General features: G+C 63.0%; 20 protein-coding genes. 18 read left to right on the forward strand and 2 right to left on the reverse strand.

Annotation, left to right across the window (positions count from 1 at the left end; all coding sequences use genetic code 11):
• Nucleotides 1-34: 34 nt before the first annotated feature.
• From ybaK to HPY65_14085, 3 genes are all read left to right on the forward strand, one after another.
• Nucleotides 35-520, forward strand: coding sequence for a Cys-tRNA(Pro) deacylase (gene ybaK / locus HPY65_14075; GenBank protein ID NPU85600.1), 486 nt, complete (start codon nucleotides 35-37; stop codon nucleotides 518-520).
• A 41-nt stretch (nucleotides 521-561) separates the two neighbouring features.
• The gene (trxA, locus tag HPY65_14080) at nucleotides 562-1,107 is read left to right on the forward strand and encodes a thioredoxin (protein ID NPU85601.1); all 546 of its coding nucleotides are present in this window, start codon (nucleotides 562-564) and stop codon (nucleotides 1,105-1,107) included.
• A 122-nt stretch (nucleotides 1,108-1,229) separates the two neighbouring features.
• Nucleotides 1,230-3,662, forward strand: a complete 2,433-nt coding sequence (locus HPY65_14085; protein NPU85602.1) for a penicillin acylase family protein — start codon at nucleotides 1,230-1,232, stop codon at nucleotides 3,660-3,662.
• Between the two features lie 117 nt (nucleotides 3,663-3,779).
• Here HPY65_14085 and HPY65_14090 read toward each other — a convergent pair whose 3' ends face one another.
• Nucleotides 3,780-4,277, reverse strand: coding sequence for a hypothetical protein (locus tag HPY65_14090; protein ID NPU85603.1), 498 nt, complete (start codon nucleotides 4,275-4,277; stop codon nucleotides 3,780-3,782).
• Nucleotides 4,278-4,285: 8 nt separating this feature from the next.
• On the reverse strand, nucleotides 4,286-5,623 hold the full coding sequence (locus HPY65_14095; GenBank protein ID NPU85604.1) for a diguanylate cyclase: 1,338 nt from the start codon (nucleotides 5,621-5,623) through the stop codon (nucleotides 4,286-4,288).
• A 123-nt stretch (nucleotides 5,624-5,746) separates the two neighbouring features.
• On the opposite strand from HPY65_14095, the gene HPY65_14100 reads away from it, so the two are divergent.
• The 15 genes from HPY65_14100 to HPY65_14170 all read left to right on the forward strand — a co-directional run bounded on the left by HPY65_14100 (nucleotide 5,747) and on the right by HPY65_14170 (nucleotide 19,098).
• Nucleotides 5,747-6,685: an iron transporter gene (locus HPY65_14100; GenBank protein ID NPU85605.1), complete on the forward strand. Its 939-nt coding sequence runs from the start codon at nucleotides 5,747-5,749 to the stop codon at nucleotides 6,683-6,685.
• 158 nt (nucleotides 6,686-6,843) lie between these two features.
• On the forward strand, nucleotides 6,844-8,151 hold the full coding sequence (locus HPY65_14105; protein ID NPU85606.1) for a phenylacetate--CoA ligase: 1,308 nt from the start codon (nucleotides 6,844-6,846) through the stop codon (nucleotides 8,149-8,151).
• 14 nt (nucleotides 8,152-8,165) lie between these two features.
• A complete protein-coding gene (locus tag HPY65_14110) occupies nucleotides 8,166-8,597 on the forward strand; it encodes an ACT domain-containing protein (GenBank protein ID NPU85607.1) in 432 nt (143 codons plus the stop codon).
• 115 nt (nucleotides 8,598-8,712) lie between these two features.
• Nucleotides 8,713-9,405, forward strand: a complete 693-nt coding sequence (locus HPY65_14115) for a cytidylate kinase-like family protein (GenBank protein ID NPU85608.1) — start codon at nucleotides 8,713-8,715, stop codon at nucleotides 9,403-9,405.
• A gap of 179 nt (nucleotides 9,406-9,584) precedes the next feature.
• On the forward strand, nucleotides 9,585-11,735 hold the full coding sequence (locus HPY65_14120; protein ID NPU85609.1) for a PAS domain S-box protein: 2,151 nt from the start codon (nucleotides 9,585-9,587) through the stop codon (nucleotides 11,733-11,735).
• Nucleotides 11,732-13,108, forward strand: coding sequence for a sigma-54-dependent Fis family transcriptional regulator (locus HPY65_14125; GenBank protein NPU85610.1), 1,377 nt, complete (start codon nucleotides 11,732-11,734; stop codon nucleotides 13,106-13,108). The genes HPY65_14120 and HPY65_14125 overlap by 4 nt, the downstream gene beginning before the upstream one ends.
• 280 nt (nucleotides 13,109-13,388) lie before the next feature.
• Entirely contained in the window at nucleotides 13,389-13,853 is a 465-nt protein-coding gene (locus tag HPY65_14130) for a hypothetical protein (protein NPU85611.1), read from the forward strand.
• A gap of 87 nt (nucleotides 13,854-13,940) precedes the next feature.
• Nucleotides 13,941-14,780 (forward strand): hypothetical protein, encoded by an 840-nt coding sequence (locus HPY65_14135; GenBank protein NPU85612.1) that lies wholly within the window; start codon nucleotides 13,941-13,943, stop codon nucleotides 14,778-14,780.
• A 61-nt stretch (nucleotides 14,781-14,841) separates the two neighbouring features.
• Entirely contained in the window at nucleotides 14,842-16,239 is a 1,398-nt protein-coding gene (locus tag HPY65_14140) for a F0F1 ATP synthase subunit beta (GenBank protein ID NPU85613.1), read from the forward strand.
• Nucleotides 16,236-16,622, forward strand: coding sequence for a F0F1 ATP synthase subunit epsilon (locus HPY65_14145; GenBank protein NPU85614.1), 387 nt, complete (start codon nucleotides 16,236-16,238; stop codon nucleotides 16,620-16,622). Before HPY65_14140 ends, HPY65_14145 begins: the two co-directional genes overlap by 4 nt.
• The gene (locus tag HPY65_14150; GenBank protein NPU85615.1) at nucleotides 16,615-16,944 is read left to right on the forward strand and encodes a hypothetical protein; all 330 of its coding nucleotides are present in this window, start codon (nucleotides 16,615-16,617) and stop codon (nucleotides 16,942-16,944) included. The genes HPY65_14145 and HPY65_14150 overlap by 8 nt, the downstream gene beginning before the upstream one ends.
• Nucleotides 16,945-17,008: 64 nt before the next feature.
• Nucleotides 17,009-17,317 (forward strand): ATP synthase subunit I, encoded by a 309-nt coding sequence (locus HPY65_14155; protein ID NPU85616.1) that lies wholly within the window; start codon nucleotides 17,009-17,011, stop codon nucleotides 17,315-17,317.
• Nucleotides 17,305-18,021, forward strand: coding sequence for a F0F1 ATP synthase subunit A (locus HPY65_14160; protein ID NPU85617.1), 717 nt, complete (start codon nucleotides 17,305-17,307; stop codon nucleotides 18,019-18,021). Before HPY65_14155 ends, HPY65_14160 begins: the two co-directional genes overlap by 13 nt.
• Before the next feature lie 26 nt (nucleotides 18,022-18,047).
• Entirely contained in the window at nucleotides 18,048-18,326 is a 279-nt protein-coding gene (locus HPY65_14165) for a F0F1 ATP synthase subunit C (GenBank protein NPU85618.1), read from the forward strand.
• Between the two features lie 4 nt (nucleotides 18,327-18,330).
• Nucleotides 18,331-19,098, forward strand: a complete 768-nt coding sequence (locus HPY65_14170; protein NPU85619.1) for a hypothetical protein — start codon at nucleotides 18,331-18,333, stop codon at nucleotides 19,096-19,098.
• Nucleotides 19,099-19,120 lie beyond the last annotated feature (22 nt).

Here is a 19,120-nt window from a genome sequence, read left to right on the forward strand (position 1 = left end):
ATCTTGAAGCCAAGACTTTCTTTGCGAGGAGGGCATGTCCAAGGACAAGATCCCGGCGACTCCCGCGGTCCGTTTCCTCAGGGAACGGGGAATCGATTTCAAGCTTCGTCCCTACCGTTACGAGGAGCACGGCGGGACGCGCGTATCCGCCCGGGAGCTGGGCGTCAGCGAACACCAGATCATCAAGACGCTGGTCATGGAAGACGAGAGCGGCGCCCCGCTGATCATCCTGATGCACGGGGACCGGCAGGTTTCAACCAAGGCCTTCGCCAGGCAGCTGGGAGTCAAGAGCGTGTCACCCTGTGAACCGAAAACGGCGGAGCGGCACACCGGTTACAAGGTGGGGGGAACATCCCCCTTCGGAACCCGGAAACCACTGAAAATCTATCTCGAAGAGAGCATTGCCGGCCTGCCAAGGATCCTCATTAACGCGGGTGGCCGGGGCATCCTGGCGGAGATGTCGCCGGCCGATCTGATCCGAGTCCTCAACCCGGTCGCCGTGCAGGTCGCCATTGAATGAGGCGCGTCATGCCGAAGGAACGGAAGCAGCAGAAAGAGCAGATGATCGTCCGGTGCCTCCATTGCGGGGTCAAGAACCGCATCCCCCGGGTCCGCCTCCAGGACCGCCCCGCCTGCGGGAGCTGCCATGCCCCGCTGGATGAAATGATCATCCGGTGTCTCCACTGCGGCGCCAAGAACCGCATGCCGGAAAACCGGATTCACGACCGCCCCCTCTGCGGTGTCTGCAAGACCCCGCTGATCATATGCCACGCCCCCGCCTATCCCGTCGATGTGAACGACCAGAACTTCTCCCGTGAGGTCGTGGGTGAGGCCTGCTCCGTCCTGGTGGACTGCTGGGCCCCCTGGTGCGGCCCTTGCCGGACCATGGAACCCGTTATGGAAGATCTGGCCGTGAAGTACGGCGGCGCGGTGAAGATCGCCAAACTCAACGTCGACGAAAACCCTCTGACGGCCTCCCAGTACACCATCCGGAGCATCCCGACGCTCCTGTTCTTCCGGGGCGGGGTGGTGGTGCAGCGGCTGGTGGGCGCCCAGTCCAGGGAATCGGTTGAGGAACAGCTCCTGGCAACCATCAAGACGAACTGACGAAAACAGGTTCAACCAGACCGGCCGCCCGAGCCGATGAAGCCGACGCGCCGTCCCTCCGTCTCCTCCACCGACCAACGCTTCGCACCCCTGTACCTGCCGTTCAACGGATGCCTTCCAAAATGGACATCATTATGAAAAGACTGAAGGTTTTGGTCCTTGTGGTCATGGCCGCCCCGATTCTCACGGCCATGGGCTGCGCCCGGCTGAACTCCTTCCAGAGGGAGGGAGACATCCGCGCGGACGGCTTGAAGGCCCCCGTGGAGGTGGTCCGCGACGAAAAGGGGATGGCTTACCTCTATGCGGCCGACGACCACGATCTGCTCTGGGCGCAAGGTTTCGTGACGGCCCAGGACCGGCTTTTCCAGATGGAGCTGATCCGTCTCCTCGCCTCCGGCCGCATCTCCGAGCTGGCGGGTCCGGCAGGCCGGGAAGCGGATGTCCGCATGCGGACCATCGGCTTCCTCCGGCAGGGGAGGAAACATGCAGCCATCCTGAGCGGCGAGGCGAAGCGTTCCATGCAGGCTTATCTGGACGGCGTGAACGCCTTCATCGCGCGCCCACCGGACTGGCCGCTGGAATTCAAACTGGCGGGCATCCGGCCGACGCCCTGGGCCATCGAGGATTCCCTCGCCATCGCCTACTTCATGGGCTGGGGTTCGGCGGCGAATCTCAAGGATGAAATCATCGCCCAGACGCTGGTCGAAAAACTGGGGCCCGAGCGGGCGCGGGAGCTTTTTCCCCTGAATATCAATCCCGACGAGGCACGTGAATGCCCGGCGTCGGACAGGATCCGGCAGGGCTCCCTGCCGGCAAAACGCCATCTCGATCTTGCCTCAGACCGGACCCTGATGGCCTTGTCGGCGGATCAGACCGCGGGATGGCGCGTGGGAAGCAACAACTGGGCGACGGGAGCCGCCCTTTCCCCAAGCGGCAAGCCCATCGTCGCCAACGATCCGCACCTCGACGCCCGCCTGCTCCCGGGTCCCTGGTATCCCTGCGGCCTGATCCTTCCCTCCTCGAGGGCGGTGATCGCATCCATCCCGGGCGTGCCGGGCCTCAGCATCGGCCGGACCGACCGCATCGCCCTGGGGGTGACCAACTCCTACAGCGACGCCCAGGATCTCTACATCGAGACGGTTGATCCGGGCAACCCCGGTCGCTACCTCGAAGGCGGGAAGTCCCTTCCCTTCGAGACGATCACGGAGACGCTGAAAATAAAGGACAGGAGCGCCGCCGGCGGTTTCCGGGAGGAAACGGTCCTCGTCCGCCTCACGAAGCGGGGCCCCGTCGTGTCCGGTGTCCTGAAAGGCATCGCCAACGATCATGTCGTCAGCCTGCGCTGGTCGCCCTTCGAGACGATGGCGCCCTCCCTGGGTACCGAGCGCCTGCTGAAGGCCCGGAACGTCGAGGAGGTGCGGGAAAGCCTGCGCGGCCTGACGATCATCATGCTGAACTTCGTCTTTGCCGACGTGGACGGGAATTTCGGCTGGCAGACGACGGGCCGCCTGCCCATCCGGGCGCGGGGAGAGGGGGTTGTTCCCCATAAGGTTACGGACGACCGCGACGACTGGACCGGCTGGATCCCCTTCGACACGATGCCCCATTCCTACAATCCGCCGAGAGGCTGGGTGGGAACCTGCAATCATCACGCGGTTCCTTGCGATTATCCTCACTACTACACGTCTCACGTGTCGGCCTCCTACCGCTACCGGCGGCTGATCGAACTTTTGGACGCGCCGGGGAAGAAGACGGTGGAGGACCACTGGCGCTTCCAGCGGGACGCCATGAACCTGATGGCCCGGCGGATCGCGCCCGTCATGTCGGATGCCCTGCTTAAGCACGAGGACACGAAAACCCTGGGCCGCATCCTCAGCCACTGGGATTTTGTCGACGATCCGGACCAGGCGGCGCCGGCCGTTTTCCAGGCGGTGTATCGCCGGTTTTTCTTCGCCGTTTACCGGGACGAGCTGGGACCATCTCTCACGGAACTCCTGGCCGACAATCCCTACTTCTGGCAGGAATCCCTCCAGAAAATGGTCCTGGCCGGGGAATCGCCCTGGTTCGACGACGTCTCGACGCCCGCCGTCAGGGAAACGAGGGACGACCTCCTGCACCGCGCCGGGCTGGAGGCGATGCGGGAACTGGGTCCTATTTACGGCGGCGACCCGGAAGGGTGGCGGTGGGGCCGCATGCATCGCCTGACCCTGGTGTCTCCGATCCGCCGCGAGGGGTTTGCGGCGGCCCTTCTGGGCGGCGGGTCCCATGCCATGGGCGGCTCCCAGGAAACCCTCTACCGCGCCAGCTACGATTACAACCATCCCCATGACGTAACACTTTCCGCGTCCCTGCGCATGGTCATGGACCTGGGGGATCCCGACAAGGTCATGGCCGTTCTTCCCGGTGGCGTCTCCGGCCGCCTCTTCGACCCTCACAGCAAGGACCAGGTGGAACCCTTCATGAATGGGGAGGTGCGTTCCTGGTGGTTCAGCGACCGGAAAATCCGGGAAAACGCCCGGACGATCCTGCGTTTACTCCCGGGAAAACAGGAGTGAGGCCTCAAGACCCCTGACGGGCAACGGAAGTCAACCCGTGCCCTGGGAAGGCCTTCGGCCGGCGGGACGATTGGAAAGGAATCAGCGCGAAGCGCCGGAAAGGGGGGATCGTACGGCTTACCGTGTCGTCCGGTTCCGCTGGTGAAGCTGGATTTCCAGTTCCTTGAGGAGCTTCAGGTCTTTCCTCAGCTGTTCGTTTTCCTGCTGGAGCGTCCCCAGTTCCGTCTGGAGGCGCTCTTTGACCTGGTTCATTTCCTTGCGGAGCTGCTCGTTCTCCCGATGGAGGCGCTTGTTCTCCGCCACCGTCTCGGCGGCCGTCCGGGTTCCTGCATGGATCGACTCGTTCAGGCGTTCCTGCTCGTCGAGCAGGCGAGCCAGAACTTCCGAAGTCCTTACCCAGCGGCTCTCGGGGTAAGTCAGCGTCAGCTCCGCAAACATGTTTCTCGCCCGGACCGGCGCTTCCGGTCCGCCTGCCTCGAGGGCCATGAGTCCCGCCTCAAAAAGCTCCGTGTCGGAAGAAGGCGGCTTGGGAACGGGCGTTTCGGTCACCACCGACGCTGACGGGGCGCAAGCGGCGATTCCCAGCAGCAGGAGAAGAACGGCTATCGTCCGCATGCACGGTCTCATGAGATCGCCTTTCCCAATGTCTCCTGTTTCACGTAGTTGCTTCCCGGCAGTGTCTTGGCGTACTCCTTGAGCTCCGCCGCCTTTTTCGCCATCGACAGCGCACTCGGGAAACGGCTTCCGTCGTCCGTAACGATGGCCACGCTCACGGTGATCAGGGGGAATTTCTGAGCCTGTCCCTTTCGGTCTTTCCCTTCGATGGAGCCGCGCTCCCGGTCCTCGGCGCTGTAGAAGGACTGGATGTGCCCCTCAAATTCCTCCACGAGCTGGCGACTCATCGCCTCGGCGACCACCGGCTCGGCAATGAGTACAAAGTCGTCCCCGCCGATATGGGCGACGAAGACTTCCTCCTCGCCCGCCGCATCCAGATGCTGTGTCAGGATCTTGGCCACCTCCTTGATGACCTCGCTGCCCCACGCGTATCCATACTTGTCGGCGAAGGGCTTGAAGTTGTCAAGGTCCACGTGGCAGAGGGAGAACATTTTTCCTTCCCCCCTTCGCTGTTCCAGTTCCCGTTCGATGGCCAGATTCCCTGGGAGCCCCGTCAGGGGCGAAGCGTCAAGATTCAGGGCCTCCAGTTCCTTCAGTCGCTCCGTCATGACTCCAAAGGCCTGGGCCAGGGAGCCGATCTCATCGTCCCGCTCCATCTGAATGGCCGGGTCGAAGTTCCCCTCGGCGATCACCCCCGTGGCCTTCTCAAGTTTCCTCAGCGGAATCGATATGTTGTAGGTAATAAACAGGGCGACGATCATCCCGCCCAAGAGGCTGACGAGGCTGAGCAGGATCGTGATTCGCGAGGCCCGGAGGCCCTGTTCATTGATCAGGTTCATTCGGGAGTCGACGTCCCGTTCCCCCCGCTTCTGACAGTCCCGCAGAGAAGAGGCCATCTGGTCCAGAAGCGGCTTGCCCTCCTGCTCCGACAGGACCCGGGCTTCGTCGACCTTGTTTTCCTGAACGAGGGCAATCTCTTTCTGGAAAATCTCCCCGTACTGCCGGTGGAGAAGGCCGATCAGGGATACCCGCTTCGTGATGGTCGTCGAGCGGTTCTTCCCCATGGATTCCAGGCCCGTCTTGAATTCCCGGCTCAGGCTCCAGAAGATCTCCGTCAGTTGGGGATCCTTGAGGATCAGGAACTTCTTTTCCGCGCTCTCCTGGGCCAGGAGTGTCTCCGAGAGGCCCTTGGCGGTCTCCACCACCGGAACGTCCTCATTGATGATCAGGTAGGCCAGATCGCTCAGCCGCCCGAGGCTGAGCACGGCGTAGAGACTGGCCAGGACCGTCAGAAAGGCCATGGCGAAGTAGCCAAGAAGCAGTTTTCGGCGGATGGTCAGTTTCATGAACGCGTCCGGAAGCCTTTGAAAATAGGCCAATCCGTATCATATCCCCGCAGCGTAGGCAATCGTGAAATTGCTCTTTTCCTGCCTGCCGGCCTCTGCTACAAGAGCCGCGGAGGCAGCAAAATGAACGCGGCAATCCGGGAGGGGTTCAGAAACGGCCTCGGCAAGGGATGGGACGGCTTCGTCTGGATGATCCAGATCATTGTACCCGTCTCCCTGCTGACGTCGCTTTTGGCCTGGAGCGGCTGGCTCCGGGAGATCGATTTCATCGTCCGGCCCCTCATGAACGCCATCAGCCTCCCGGCCATGGCGGCCCTGCCGCTGGTGATCGGCATGTTCGCGGGAATCTACGGCGCCATCGCGGCCATGGCCGTCCTGCCGATGAACCAGGCGGAAATGACCCTCGTGGCGATTTTTGCCCTGATGGCCCACAACCTCATCCAGGAAGGGATCATTCAGGCCCGGTCGGGAATCCACCCGTTCAAGGCAACCCTCTTCCGCCTGGTCTCCGCCTGCCTGACCGTAATGGCCGTCGCGGCGCTGATGGGATACGCTCCGTCCGGGGAGGCGGCCGCTCTCGCCGGCCCTGCTTCCGTGCGAGGTCCCCTGGGCCAGGCCCTGCTGGAGTGGCTGGTCTCAACGGTGAAGCTGACGGCGATCATCTTCGTTGTCATCATGGCCCTTCTCTCCGTCCTGGAAATCATGAAAAGCCTGGGTTGGATTCACCCCATCGTCCGGGCCTGCGTGCCGATCCTCCGACTCATGGGCCTCGATGAAAAGGTGGGGATCCTGTGGATGACGGCCATTGTCTTCGGCCTCTCCTACGGGGGAGCCGTCATCGTCGAGGAGGCCCGGCAGGGCCACCTGACCCGGGAAGACCTGGAGACCCTGCATCTTTCCATCGGCATGAATCACTCGATGGTGGAGGATCCGTCCTATTTCATCGCCCTCGGCCTCAATCCCGTCTGGCTTTACCTGCCGCGGCTCGTGGCTGCGATCCTCACGGTCTGGCTCATCCGCCTGTGGTACCGGCTGTCGGGGCGGATCCCCCATTCCTCCTGAAGGCCAAAAACGTCCGAATCCCGGGGAAATGGCGGGCACTTGCGGGTTGCCCCAGCCGGCGTCTTCTGCTATTTTAATATCCCATATGCCGGAAGCGCCCGTCTTCTGACGAAGTCCGCAAGGCCCGGCACGGAAACCACCCCAGGGAGGCATGATGCATGATCTACAATGAAGAGTTCGAAACGCTGCCGAGGGAGGCTCTGGAAGCGCTGCAGCTCAAGCGGCTCCGGCAGGTCGTCCAGCGGGTCTATCATACAGTCGGGTTTTACCGGAAGGCCTTCGACGAGGCCGGGGTGAAGCCCGAGGACGTGAAGAGCCTCTCGGACCTCCAGCGACTTCCATTCACGACCAAACAGGATCTGCGAGATAATTATCCCTTCGGCCTCTTCGCTGTCCCCATGAGCAGCGTCGTCCGTCTCCACGCCTCTTCCGGAACGACCGGCCGGGCCACCGTGGTGGGCTACACGAAGCGGGACATCGAGCACTGGTCGGAGCTGATGGCCCGCTGCTTCGTCGCCGCCGGGCTCACGAAAAACGACATCATCCACAACGCATACGGTTACGGCCTCTTCACGGGCGGCCTCGGCGCCCACTACGGAGCGGAGCGGCTGGGAGCCAGCGTCATCCCCATCTCGGGGGGCAACACGAAGCGGCAGATCATGATCCTCCAGGACTTCGGCCCCACCGCCATCTGCTGCACCCCTTCCTACGCGCTGAACCTGGCGGAACAGGGAAAGGCCATGGGCATCGACATGCGGTCCCTGAGGCTCAGGGTCGGCGTCTTCGGGGCGGAGCCCTGGAGCGACGAGATGCGCAACCAGATCGAGGACGCCCTGGACATCCAGGCCATGAACATCTACGGGTTGTCGGAGGTCATGGGCCCCGGCGTCTCCATGGAGTGCACCGAGGGCCGCCAGGGAATGCACATCTTCGAGGACCATTTCCTCGCCGAGATCATCAACCCCTTAACGGGTGAGGTCCTGCCGCCCGGGGAAGAGGGCGAACTGGTCTTCACCACCCTCACGAAGGAGGCCTTCCCCCTCGTCCGGTACCGGACCCGGGACGTTACGCGCCTCGTCCAGGACCCCTGCCGCTGCGGCCGCAGCCACGTGCGGATGGACCGGGTCATGGGACGGAGCGACGACATGCTCATCATCCGCGGCGTCAACGTCTTCCCCTCCCAGATCGAGGCCGTCCTCGTCGGCATCGACGGGCTGGAGCCGCATTACCAGCTCCTGGTGGATCGGGAAGGCACCCTGGACACACTGGAAGTTCAGGTCGAGGTCAGGGAAGAGGCGTTCGCCAACGCCGATGAAGTAAAGGTTCTCCAACGGACCGAGCGGCGGATCGTGAAGGACCTGAAGGATTATCTCGGCATCTCCGCCAAGGTCAAACTGGTGGAACCGAAGTCCCTCCAGCGCTTCGAGGGCAAGGCCAGCCGGGTCATCGACAAACGGAAAATCTGACGGGAGGTGTCTTCATGAAGGTGGAACAGATCTCCGTATTTCTGGAAAACAAGCCGGGGGTGCTCGAAGAGGTGATGAAGGCGCTCAAGGAAGCCAACATCAACATTCGCACCCTGTCCCTGGCCGACACATCGGATTTCGGCATTCTCCGGCTCATCGTCAACGACGTCACGGCCACCAGCACGATCCTCAAGGCCAAGGGATTCCGGGTCAGCCGCACCACGGTGGTGGCCGTGGAGGTGCCGGACCGGCCGGGAGGGCTGCATTCCATCCTGGAAGCCCTTGGAGGCGAGGCCATCAATATCGAGTACCTCTACGCCTTCGTGGAGAAAAGCGGCGAAAACGCCGTCATCATCTTCCGGTACGACAACCCCGACCGGGCCATCGAAGTCCTTCAGAAGAAGGGATTCTCCGTCCTCTCGGGAGAAAAGCTTTACTCCATGTGAACCCGCCACGGCAGGGATTTGTCGTCCTTGCCGGCCGACAGGGATGAAACGGCCACGCCGTACAGGGACATCGCCCCTGCACGGCCCGCAGAACATGCCCGCGAAAGGAGGTCCCATGAAAGCCAAGCCCCGCTCCCTCGAACAACTGGTGAAAGAGCAACTTGACAAATGGAACGGCCTGCCGGTTCAGACCAGGAAAACGAAGGAAAGACCCGCTCCCGTCATCACCGTCTCCCGGGAACCCGGATGCGGGGGCACAGCCATCGCCCGCAAGCTGGCATCAGCGCTCGGCATGGACCTGGTCAGCGGCCAGATCATCCAGAAGGTGGCGGACAGCGCCGAGATGAGCGAAAAGGTCGTGGCTTCCCTGGACGAAAAACAGGTCACCCGCCGCGACGACTGGCTGACATCCCTTTTCGAAGTCCGCCACCTCTGGCCGGACAGCTATCTCCGCCATCTGACGAAAGTCGTCGGCACCGTCGGGCGGCACGGAAACGCGGTCATCCTAGGCCGGGGCGCCAATTTCATGCTCCCGCCGGAGGAGACCTTCCGGATCCGCCTGATCGGTCCCCTGGAGGCCCGCATCGCCCGGGTCATGAAAGACAAAAAGGTCTCCGGGAGCGAGGCGGAGGAATACGTCGTTCGCACCGAGTCGGACCGGAATGCCTTCGTGCGGAAATATTTCCATGCCGACATCGGCGACCCCGCCCACTATGACATGATCCTCGACACGAGCCGCCTCGGCATCGATGGCGTTGTGGAGAGCGTCAAATCCGCTTATGCGGCGTGGCGGAAGCTCGCCGGCTGAAGTTCCGGCCGTTCAACCCGGGTGTGACACGCGCCCCGGATTCCGGGAAGGAATCCGGGGCATTTTCGTCTCTCCGGGAAAGCGTGCCGTCCCAAACCGGTTGACGGCCCGGGGGAAAAACGTCAGAATGGCGGCAACCATTCGGCGGGAAAGCCCCGGAAAGGCGGCAGGAATCCCTCGTGGCGAAGAACACGGCACAGCAGAATCCGGCGGACGAGTTGGCCGGCCTCCGGCGAAGGATTGCGGACCTGGAAAAAGCGGAACAGGTCCGCCACGCCGGCGAGGCCCTCCTGGCCAGCATCATCGGCGGCTCCCCGATTCCGGCCTTTGTCATCGGGCGGGACCACCGGATCCTCTACTGGAACCGGGCCCTGGAGGAGCTCAGCCGGATCCGCGCCGACGAGGTCGTGGGCACAAACCAGCACTGGCGGGCCTTCTACGCCCGGGAACGGCCCTGCCTGGCGGACCTCCTGGTGGACGGTGCCCTGAAGGCCATTCCCACCTGGTACACCGGGAAATACATTCCCTCCAAGCTCATCGACGAGGCCTACGAAGCCACGGACTTCTTTCCCGAACTGGGAGAAGAGGGGCGCTGGCTGCGGTTCACCGCCGCCGTACTCCGCGACGCCGGGGGCAGTCTCGTAGGGGTCGTGGAGACCCTGGAGGACATCACGGAGCGGCGCCAGGCCGAGGAAGCTCTTCGTGCCGCCCACGAGGAACTGGAATCGAGGGTCCGGGATCGGACCGCAGAGCTGGCCAAGGCCAACCTCGCCCTCAAGGAGACCACGGAGCATCTCTCCCTGATCCTCGAGTCCCTGCCGATCGTCTCATACAGCCGCCAGGCGGAGCCACCCTTCGCCCTCACGTACGTGAGCGCCACGGCAAGGGAAATGACGGGTTTCGACCCCGAGCGCTTCCTGGAGGACCCGGGATTCCGGGAAAGCCGCGTTCATCCGGACGACCGGGCACGGCTTCCGCAGGTGCCGAAGGCGCGTCGGCATCAGGGCCGATCGGAGTACCGCTTCCGCATCGCCGACGGAAGCTACCGATGGTTCTCCGACTACTGGCGCCTGCTCCGCCACTCCGGGGGACCGCCTCCCCAGATCGCCGGCGTCTGGCAGGACGTGACGGAAGAGAAGCGGATGCGGCAGGAAGCGGAACTCAGGCTCCAGCAGATGATCCAGACCCACAAGCTCACCGCCCTGGGCGAGGTGGTGGCCGGGGTGGCCCATGAGATCAACAACCCGGTCAGTTTCATCTCCTACAACATTCCCCTCCTGGAGGAGATCTGGAGCGCCGTCGAGCCCAGTATCCACCGCCTCGGAGAGATCGACCCGCGCTGGAAGAACCGGGACGTCAAGCCCGAAGAGATCATCCGGCACATGCGGGAGATCATCGAGGCCTTCCGCGTCGCCTCCAACCGGATCAGCCGGGTCATCACGAACCTGAAGGAGTTTTCCCGCTCCGACGAGCGCTCCACCCGGATGAAGCCCCTGCAGGTTTCAGAGGCCGTCCAGGGAGCCCTCCTGATCGTCGGCGGCCAGATCCGCCGGACCGTCTCCACGATCGAGCAGCGCATCGAGCCCGACCTGCCCCCGATCCTGGGAAACATCCAGAAGCTGGAGCAGGTCCTGACGAACCTGCTCATCAACGCCCACCAGGCCATGCCGGGCGGCGGCCGGAAGGGCCGCATCACCGTCTCGGCCCGTTCCGTTCCCCGTCTGGACGCGGTCCTCCTCGAGGTGGAAGACAACGGCCGGGGCATCCCCCGGGAAAACCTGGGGCACCTCTTCGATCCCTTCTTCACCACCCGGCGGGATTCGGGCGGAACCGGGCTGGGCCTGTCCATTTCCTACGGCCTCGTACGGGAGCACAACGGCCTCATCGGCGTTCTCTCCCGGCCCGGTGCGGGGAGCCGTTTTTCCGTCTTTCTGCCCGTCGAGGGCAAGACCCTGCCGAAGGTCCTGCCGTCCATCCTGTGCCTGGGAACGGACCTTGAATTTCTCGGCACCCTGAAGGCCGCCCTGGTGGAGGTGGAAACCTGGGAGGCCGGTTCCGGGATCGGCGCACCCACCGTCCTGAAATACCTGGATGAGCACCCGGAAGTGGACACGGTGGTCACGGAACGGAACCTCCCGGATCTGGACGGGCGCGATCTGGTCAAGGCCGTCCGGAACCGGTTTCCCCTGGTGGAGGTGCTGCTCTGCGCCTCCGAGGAGGAGGTCCGGCAGCTGTCCGCCGAGGGAGCCACCGGAGAGATTCTTGCCAAGCCCTCCGCGGCGAGGCGGCTGCAGAAAATCCTGGAAGAAAAGGGGAGGTTGAGACTGTGAGAATCCTGGCCGTGGACGACGAGGAGATCTCTCTCTCCTCGATCAAAAGGCTTTTGAACTGGCGCGGTTACAAAGATGTCGAGACCTGCCGCAGCGGCGCCGAAGCCATCCGCCGGCTCCGGATGGAGGACTTCGACATCGTCCTGTTGGACCTCCTGATGCCGGAGGTGGACGGGCTGACGGTTCTGGAAACGGTAAAGCCCTACCTGCCGCAAACGGAGTTCATCATCCTGACCGCCGTGGACGACCTGTCGACAACGGTCAGGGCCATCCGGACGGGGGCCTACGACTACCTGGTGAAGCCCGTGGACAACGAGCTTCTGATCCTCACGATCCAGCGCGCCTTCGAGCGAAGGGGGCTGCTGAACAGCCTGGCCCCCGTAGCGGCGGGCCGCGTCTCCGACACGCCGGAGGCCTTCACGGCGATCGTCACGAAGTGCCCGCGCATGAGGTCGCTCCTTGCCTACGCCCAGGTCATGGCCCGGAGCGGCAACCCGGTCCTGATCACCGGGGAATCGGGAACCGGGAAGGAATTGGTGGCCCAGGGCATCCACCGGGCGGGTCCGTCGCCCGAGGGCCCATTCGTCGCCGTCAACGTCAGCGCCATCCCCACGACCATGTTCGAGACCCAGTTCTTCGGCCATGCCCGCGGGGCCTTCACCGGGGCCGAGTCGAGCTACCGCGGCTTCTTCGAGCAGGCCGACGGGGGAACCCTCTTTCTCGACGAGATCGGCGAGCTGCCCCCGGGTCTCCAGGCAAAACTCCTGCGCGTCCTCGAAGACAAGACCTTCACCCCCCTGGGAAGCAGCCGGGCCGTCCAGGTGGACGTCCGGGTCATTTCGGCGACCAACATGGACCTGGACCGGGCCTGCCAGGAAGGTCGCTTCCGCCTCGATCTTTTCTATCGACTCAAGTCGGCCCACATCCACCTTCCGCCCCTCCGGGAACGGGAAGGGGACATCGCCCTCCTGGCGAACCATTTCCTGAAAGAGGCCGGTCGACGATACGCCAAGGAAATCTCGGGGTTCAGCCCTGAGGCCATGGAAATTCTCATGCAGGGGCAATATCCGGGAAACGTCCGGGAGCTGGCCCAGGCGGTGGAGAACGCCGTGCTGCTGGCCGATACGCCCTGGATCCTGCCCCGGCATCTGGGAGCGGCGGCACTCCGGCCGGCACCCTTCGCCCGGCGCCTGTGCACCCTCAAGGAAAACGACGAGGCCCACGTGGCCTACGTCCTCATGAATACCGGCGGAGACCGGAAACAGACCGCCCGGATCCTCGGGATCACCGTCCGCCAGCTCCAGAGAAAGCTCGCCCAGATGCGACGGGACACGGGGTGGCAGGCCTACCTGGACGACAGCTCCGCCCCCTGATTTCGGCGACCTTTCCGTCACCAAAGGGGCGACCTTTTCGTCGCCCCTTTTTGTTTCTTTTATTTCAACTTGTTAGCTTCCTTTGGTGCCTGTTCGACAACTGTCTGATCTCCGGGAGCAGCAGCGGAGACCGGAATGCCCTTTTCGTCCGGCCCAGCAGCCAAAACATATTCCACAGTAAATTCAGTTTGCTATGCACCCGCGGTCGATGGGCTGTCCCTGGCATGTCCGTTGCACTGTAAAGGGCAAAGGACAAAATCTGAGAGAGGAGGTGGCGGACATGTACATGGGGATGAAGCTGATCGACCTGGTGGAGACGCACGCGGAACCGATTGCCCGGCAGTGGGCCAAAAACGTGCGGAAGAACCCGTTCACCCCTTACTATCATAACGTACCGGAAAAGAGGCTGGTTCCGCAGGCGGAGGTTTTCTACACGAATTTCCGCAACCTGTTCATGGAGCCGAAGCCGGTGGAGGCATCCAAGGGGTACTTCACCCGCTATGCCGAGGAGAGCTACCGGCAGGGCGTACCCCTTCACGAGGCCCTCTACGCGCTGATCCTGATGAGGCGGCAGATCTGGCTCTACGCCGAGTTCCAGGTGCTTTTCCTCACCGCCGTGGAACAGAATCTGGCCGTGGAAAGCATCACGCGGACCATTCTGATGTTCGATTACGCCGTCTACTTCATTTCCAAGCGATACCGGGAGCTGATGAAGCTCGAGTGGTTCGAGGCCCCCAACACGTAATCCCCCCGCCTCGGGGCCGGCCGACCGCCGGTACCCGGGGCACCCCCCTCGTCCTCGCGATGCCGAGGGATACAAGGAGGGCAGGCCATGACCGGATCGCTGAAGCTGATCGCACTGATCGAGAAGCACGCCGATCCCATCGCCCGCGCCTGGGCGAAGGACGTGCGCAGGAATCCCCGGACCGCATCCTATCACAACATGCCGGAGGAAAAGCTCGTTCCCCTGGCCGTCCGCTTCTACGACAATTTCCGGAAGATGTTCTATGCCGACAAGCCGGCGGAAACCTCCCGGGAATTCTTCTTCCAATATGCGGAAGAACAGTACACTACGAAGATCCCCCTTCACGAGGCCATCTACGCCCTGATCCTGATGCGCCGCCACATCTGGCTTTACGCCGAGTTCCAGGTCATCTTCATCACCGCCGTGGAGCAGAAGCAGGCCGTCGACAGCCTGGTCCGGACCATCCTGATGTTCGACTACGCCATCACCTTCCTGAGCCAGAGTTACCAGGGGCTGATCCGCGGCGAACTCAACGACCGGCTGGCGCTCCTCAACATGATCCGCCTGGAGAGCCCTCTCGGAACACGTCTTTCCCCGTACCGGACGGCCATCATGACGATCCTCCTGATCGGCTCGTTCCTCCTGACGTATTACTACCACGCGGTGATGGGATCCAACGTGATCTTCACCCACCTGTTCTACATCCCCGTCGTCCTGAGCGGGATCTGGTGGAAGCGCACGGGGATCGTCGTGGCGGCGATCCTGGGGATCTTCCTGATCCTGAGCCACCTCGTCTTTCTCGGGGGAACGCCCCTCTCCGACGACGTGGTCCGGGCGGCCATGTTCCTGGTGATCGGAACGGTGGTGGCCTTCCTGAGCGAAGGAATCACCTCGGCGGAAGAAATCTATCGGCTCAATGCCATGTAGCATCGGTGTCCGCGATGGCGGAACCGGACGACCAATCCCGAAGCGCGGAGGGAACAAATCGATGAAACGGGAAGCAAACGAAGGGGTCATTCTGTCCATCCGGGGAAGCGTCGTGGACGCCCGCTTTTCGGCGGGCCATCTTCCGTCCATTGGCAACGTCCTCACGACCGGGGATGACGGCCGGACCCGGATCGAGGTCATGGTCCAGCTTAACGCGGAAATCGTGCGGGGTATCTCCCTGATGCCGACCCAGGGTCTGGCCCGGGGTTCCACCATCACCGACATGGGCAGCCCCTTCATGATCCCCGTCGGCAAGGAACTTCTGGGGCGCGTTTTCAATGTTTTCGGCGAACCCATCGACAACCTCGAATTCCAGGGTGGCGGCGAGGTCCGCTCCATTCACGGAGTTCCCGTTCCGATCACCCAGCAGTCCACCGTTTCGGAGATTTTCGAAACGGGGATCAAGGCCGTCGACGTCCTCTGTCCTCTGGAGCGGGGCGGCAAGGCGGGGCTGTTCGGCGGCGCCGGCGTGGGCAAAACCGTCCTCCTGACGGAGATGATCCACAACATGGTGGGCCATCACCACGGCATCAGCATCTTTTGCGGTATCGGCGAGCGCTGCCGCGAGGGCGAGGAACTCTACCGGGAGATGAAGGAGGCCGGCGTCCTCCCCAACACCGTCATGGTTTTCGGCCAGATGAACGAGCCGCCGGGGGCCCGCTACCGGGTGGGCCATACGGGACTCACCATGGCCGAATACTTTCGGGACGAGGAGCGACAGGACGTCTTCCTCCTCATCGACAACATCTTCCGCTTCATCCAGGCGGGCCAGGAGGTCTCGGGCCTCATGGGGCTTCTCCCCTCCCGCCTCGGATACCAGCCCACCCTGGCATCGGACCTGGCGGCGCTGGAAGAGAGAATCTGCAACACCACCACCGGGGCCATCACCTCGATCCAGGCCGTCTACGTCCCCGCCGACGACTTCACCGACCCGTCGGCCACCCACACGTTCAGCCACCTGACGGCCTCCATCGTGCTGTCCCGGAAGCGGGCCAGCGAGGGGTTCTACCCGGCCATCGATCTCCTCCAGTCCGGATCGAAAATGCTCATGCCCAACATCGCCGGCGAGCGGCACTACCGGATCGCCCAGGAAATCAGAAAAAACCTCACCATTTACGAGGAGTTGAAGGACATCATCGCCATGCTGGGGATCAACGAACTGTCCCGGGAAGACCAGCGCACCGTCTACCGGGCCCGCCGGCTGGAGCGGTTCTTCACCCAGCCTTTCCATGTGACGGAGCAGTTCATCGGCAAGGCGGGCAAGACCGTCTCCCTCCAGGACGCCCTGGACGGCTGCGAGCGAATCCTCAACGACGAGTTCGCCGACACCCCGGAAAATGTCCTCTATATGATCGGCGCCATCGACGAGGCCCTGAAACAGAAGGAAGAAGCGTCATGAAACTGAAGGTCCTGCTCCCGTCGGAAGTCTTTCTCACCGCGGAGGTGACCAAAGTGGTGGCCGAGGCCGAAAACGGATTCTTCTGCCTGATGCCCCAGCACGTCGACTTCACGGCCGCTCTCGTCCCCAGCGTGTTTTCCTATACCGCCGCCGACGGCGGGGAGCACTACCTGGCCGTCGACGTTGGCACCCTGGTCAAAAAGGGGGGCGAGATCCTGGTCTCGACCCGAAGCGCCTTCCAGAGCCCGGAGTTGGGTCACCTGAAGGATGTGGTCATCCGCCAGTTCGAGGAGATCGACGAGCGGGAGAAGAAGGCCCGCGCCGCCGCCGCCCGGCTGGAGATAGACCTGCTGCGCAGGTTCATGGAGCTGAGACATGAGTGAAGACAAGCTGACCCCGAGAGAAAGGCGCCGCAAGCAGGAGGAGGACTTCACCAGGCAGGTGGGGACCAAGGAGAAGCGGCGCATCAAGGGCAAGACCCACAAGGACGAAACGGTCTGGTTCGGCCTCGGGATGATCGGCGTCGTCGGCTGGTCCGTGGCCATTCCCACCCTCATCGGGGTGGCCATCGGGCTCTGGATCGACAAGTCCTGGCCGAGCCGGTTTTCCTGGACCCTGATGCTCCTGATCCTGGGAGTGTCCCTGGGAAGCCTCAACGCCTGGTACTGGGTGAAGAAGGCCCGGGAGAACATCATCAAGGACTGACCGGCGTACATTACCGATAACGCACGGTTTCCAGGCAGACGACGAAACGCGGGAGGTGCAGTCCATGAATTCGCTGTCGACGCTGATCGTTCCGTTCCTGGCGGGGTGCCTGCTCGGATTCTTCTACTTCACCGGCCTCTGGCAGACGGTGAAGCGCCTCCCCGGTGCCCGGCATCCCTGGCGGCTCCTCGTCGTCAGCTACGCCGCCAGGCTGGCGTCCACGCTGGGCGGATTCTACCTGCTCATGGACGGTTCCTGGGAGCGCCCGGTGGCGGCCGTAATCGGCTTCCTCACGCTCCGTACCGTCATGGTCCGCGGCCTCGGCCCGAAGATCCCCCCTCCGCCGAAAGGAGTCCCGGCATGGAAATCGTAGCCATCAACCAGATCAGTCCCGATCAGGTCATCTTCTTCGCCTGGAAGTTCGTCACCATCAACGCCACCCTCCTGTACACGTGGCTCATCATGGGCGTCCTGGTCGTCGGGTCGGTCCTCATCACCCGGAACCTGTCCACGGAACGGACCATGTCCCGGTGGCAGAACCTGATGGAGGTGATCGTCACGGGAATCCGCGGAGAGATCCGGGAGATGGTGAAGGACGGGGTGGACACGTACTTCCCCTTCATCGGCACCATCTTTCTCTTCATCCTGCTCTCCAACCTGCTCACGTTCATCCCGGGCTACGTCGCCCCGACCTCGTCCCTCACGACGACCTCGGCCCTGGCGATCCTGGTTTTCTTCGCCGTGCCGATCTACGGGATCAGCAAGCAGGGAATCATCGAATACCTGAAGGAGTATATCCGCCCGAACCCCATCTTCTTCCCCTTTCACGTCATGGGCGAGTTGTCCCGCACCCTGGCACTGGCGGTCCGACTCTTCGGAAACCTGATGAGCCACGAGAAGGTCATCGCCATCCTGCTGGCCGTGACCCCCCTGTTCTTTCCCATCGTCATGCAGGCCCTGGGCCTTCTCATCGGGCTCATCCAGGCCTACATCTTTGCGGTTCTTGCCATGGTCTACATTGCGTCCGCCACCCAGACGCACGAGGAAGGGGAGCATCCTCCCAAAACGCCATCGTAACCATCAAAACCAGAGGAGGTATCGGTATGGACAGCGTGACAATCATAGCAATGGCCTCGATCATTACCGCAGGCATCTGCATGGGGATCGGCGCCATCGGCCCCGCCCTCGGACAGGGGCGGGCGGTACAGGGCGCCCTGGGATCGATCGCGCAGCAGCCGGATGAGCGGAATTCCCTGACGAGAACGCTCTTCGTCGGTCTCGCCATGATCGAATCCATCGCCATCTACTGCTTCGTCATCTCCATGATCCTGGTCTTCGCGAATCCTTTCTGGGCCTACGTCATCAAGAAGGCGGGAGGATGATTCCATGCACATCGACTGGTTCGTCTTTTTCTCCCAGATCGTCAACCTGATGATCCTGATGTTCCTGCTGAAGAAATTTCTCTACGGGCGGATCATCGGGGCCATCGATGCCCGGGAGGCAAAGATCGCGGCCCTCTTCGAGGAGGCCGAGCAGTCCCGCCGGGAGGCCGAGACCGCGGCCCTGACCCACGAGCGGAAGCTCCGGGAACTGGACGAGGGCTACGAGGCGATGACCGAGAAGGCCCGCCAGGACGCGGAGAAGTTCCGGGAGCGGCTCGAGGAGAAGGCCCGGGAGGAGACGGACTTCCTGAAGAACCGATGGACCGACGCGGTGAAGTCGGAGCGGGAGAACTTCCTCCGGGAGCTGCGGCACCTGGCGGGGAAGCAGACCTACGCCATCACCCGTCGTGTACTCTACGACCTGGCGGAGCTGGACCTGGAGGAGCGGATCGTGGAGATCCTGGCGGAACGGATCGCCTCCATGGACGATCGGGAGCGGCTGAAGTTCCGGGAACCCCTGGAGAACGGAGGCGTCGTCACCGTCACGAGCGCCTTCGACCTCTCCCCGGAAAGAAGGGAAAAACTGTCCGCCGCGCTCCGGCGGCACATCGCCCCCGACATCGAGCTGGTCTACGAGGAGTCCGACGACATCCTTTCCGGCTGCGAGCTCCGGTCGGACGGCCACAAGATCGCCTGGAGCATCAAGGACTACATCGACACCCTGGAGGAGAGCTTTTACACGGCGCTCTACGAGGACACGCCGGAACGGTAACAGGGCTCCAAACCGGTCCAAG

It is taken from the genome of Syntrophaceae bacterium, from assembly GCA_013177825.1.
Lineage (GTDB): Bacteria > Desulfobacterota > Syntrophia > Syntrophales > PHBD01 > PHBD01.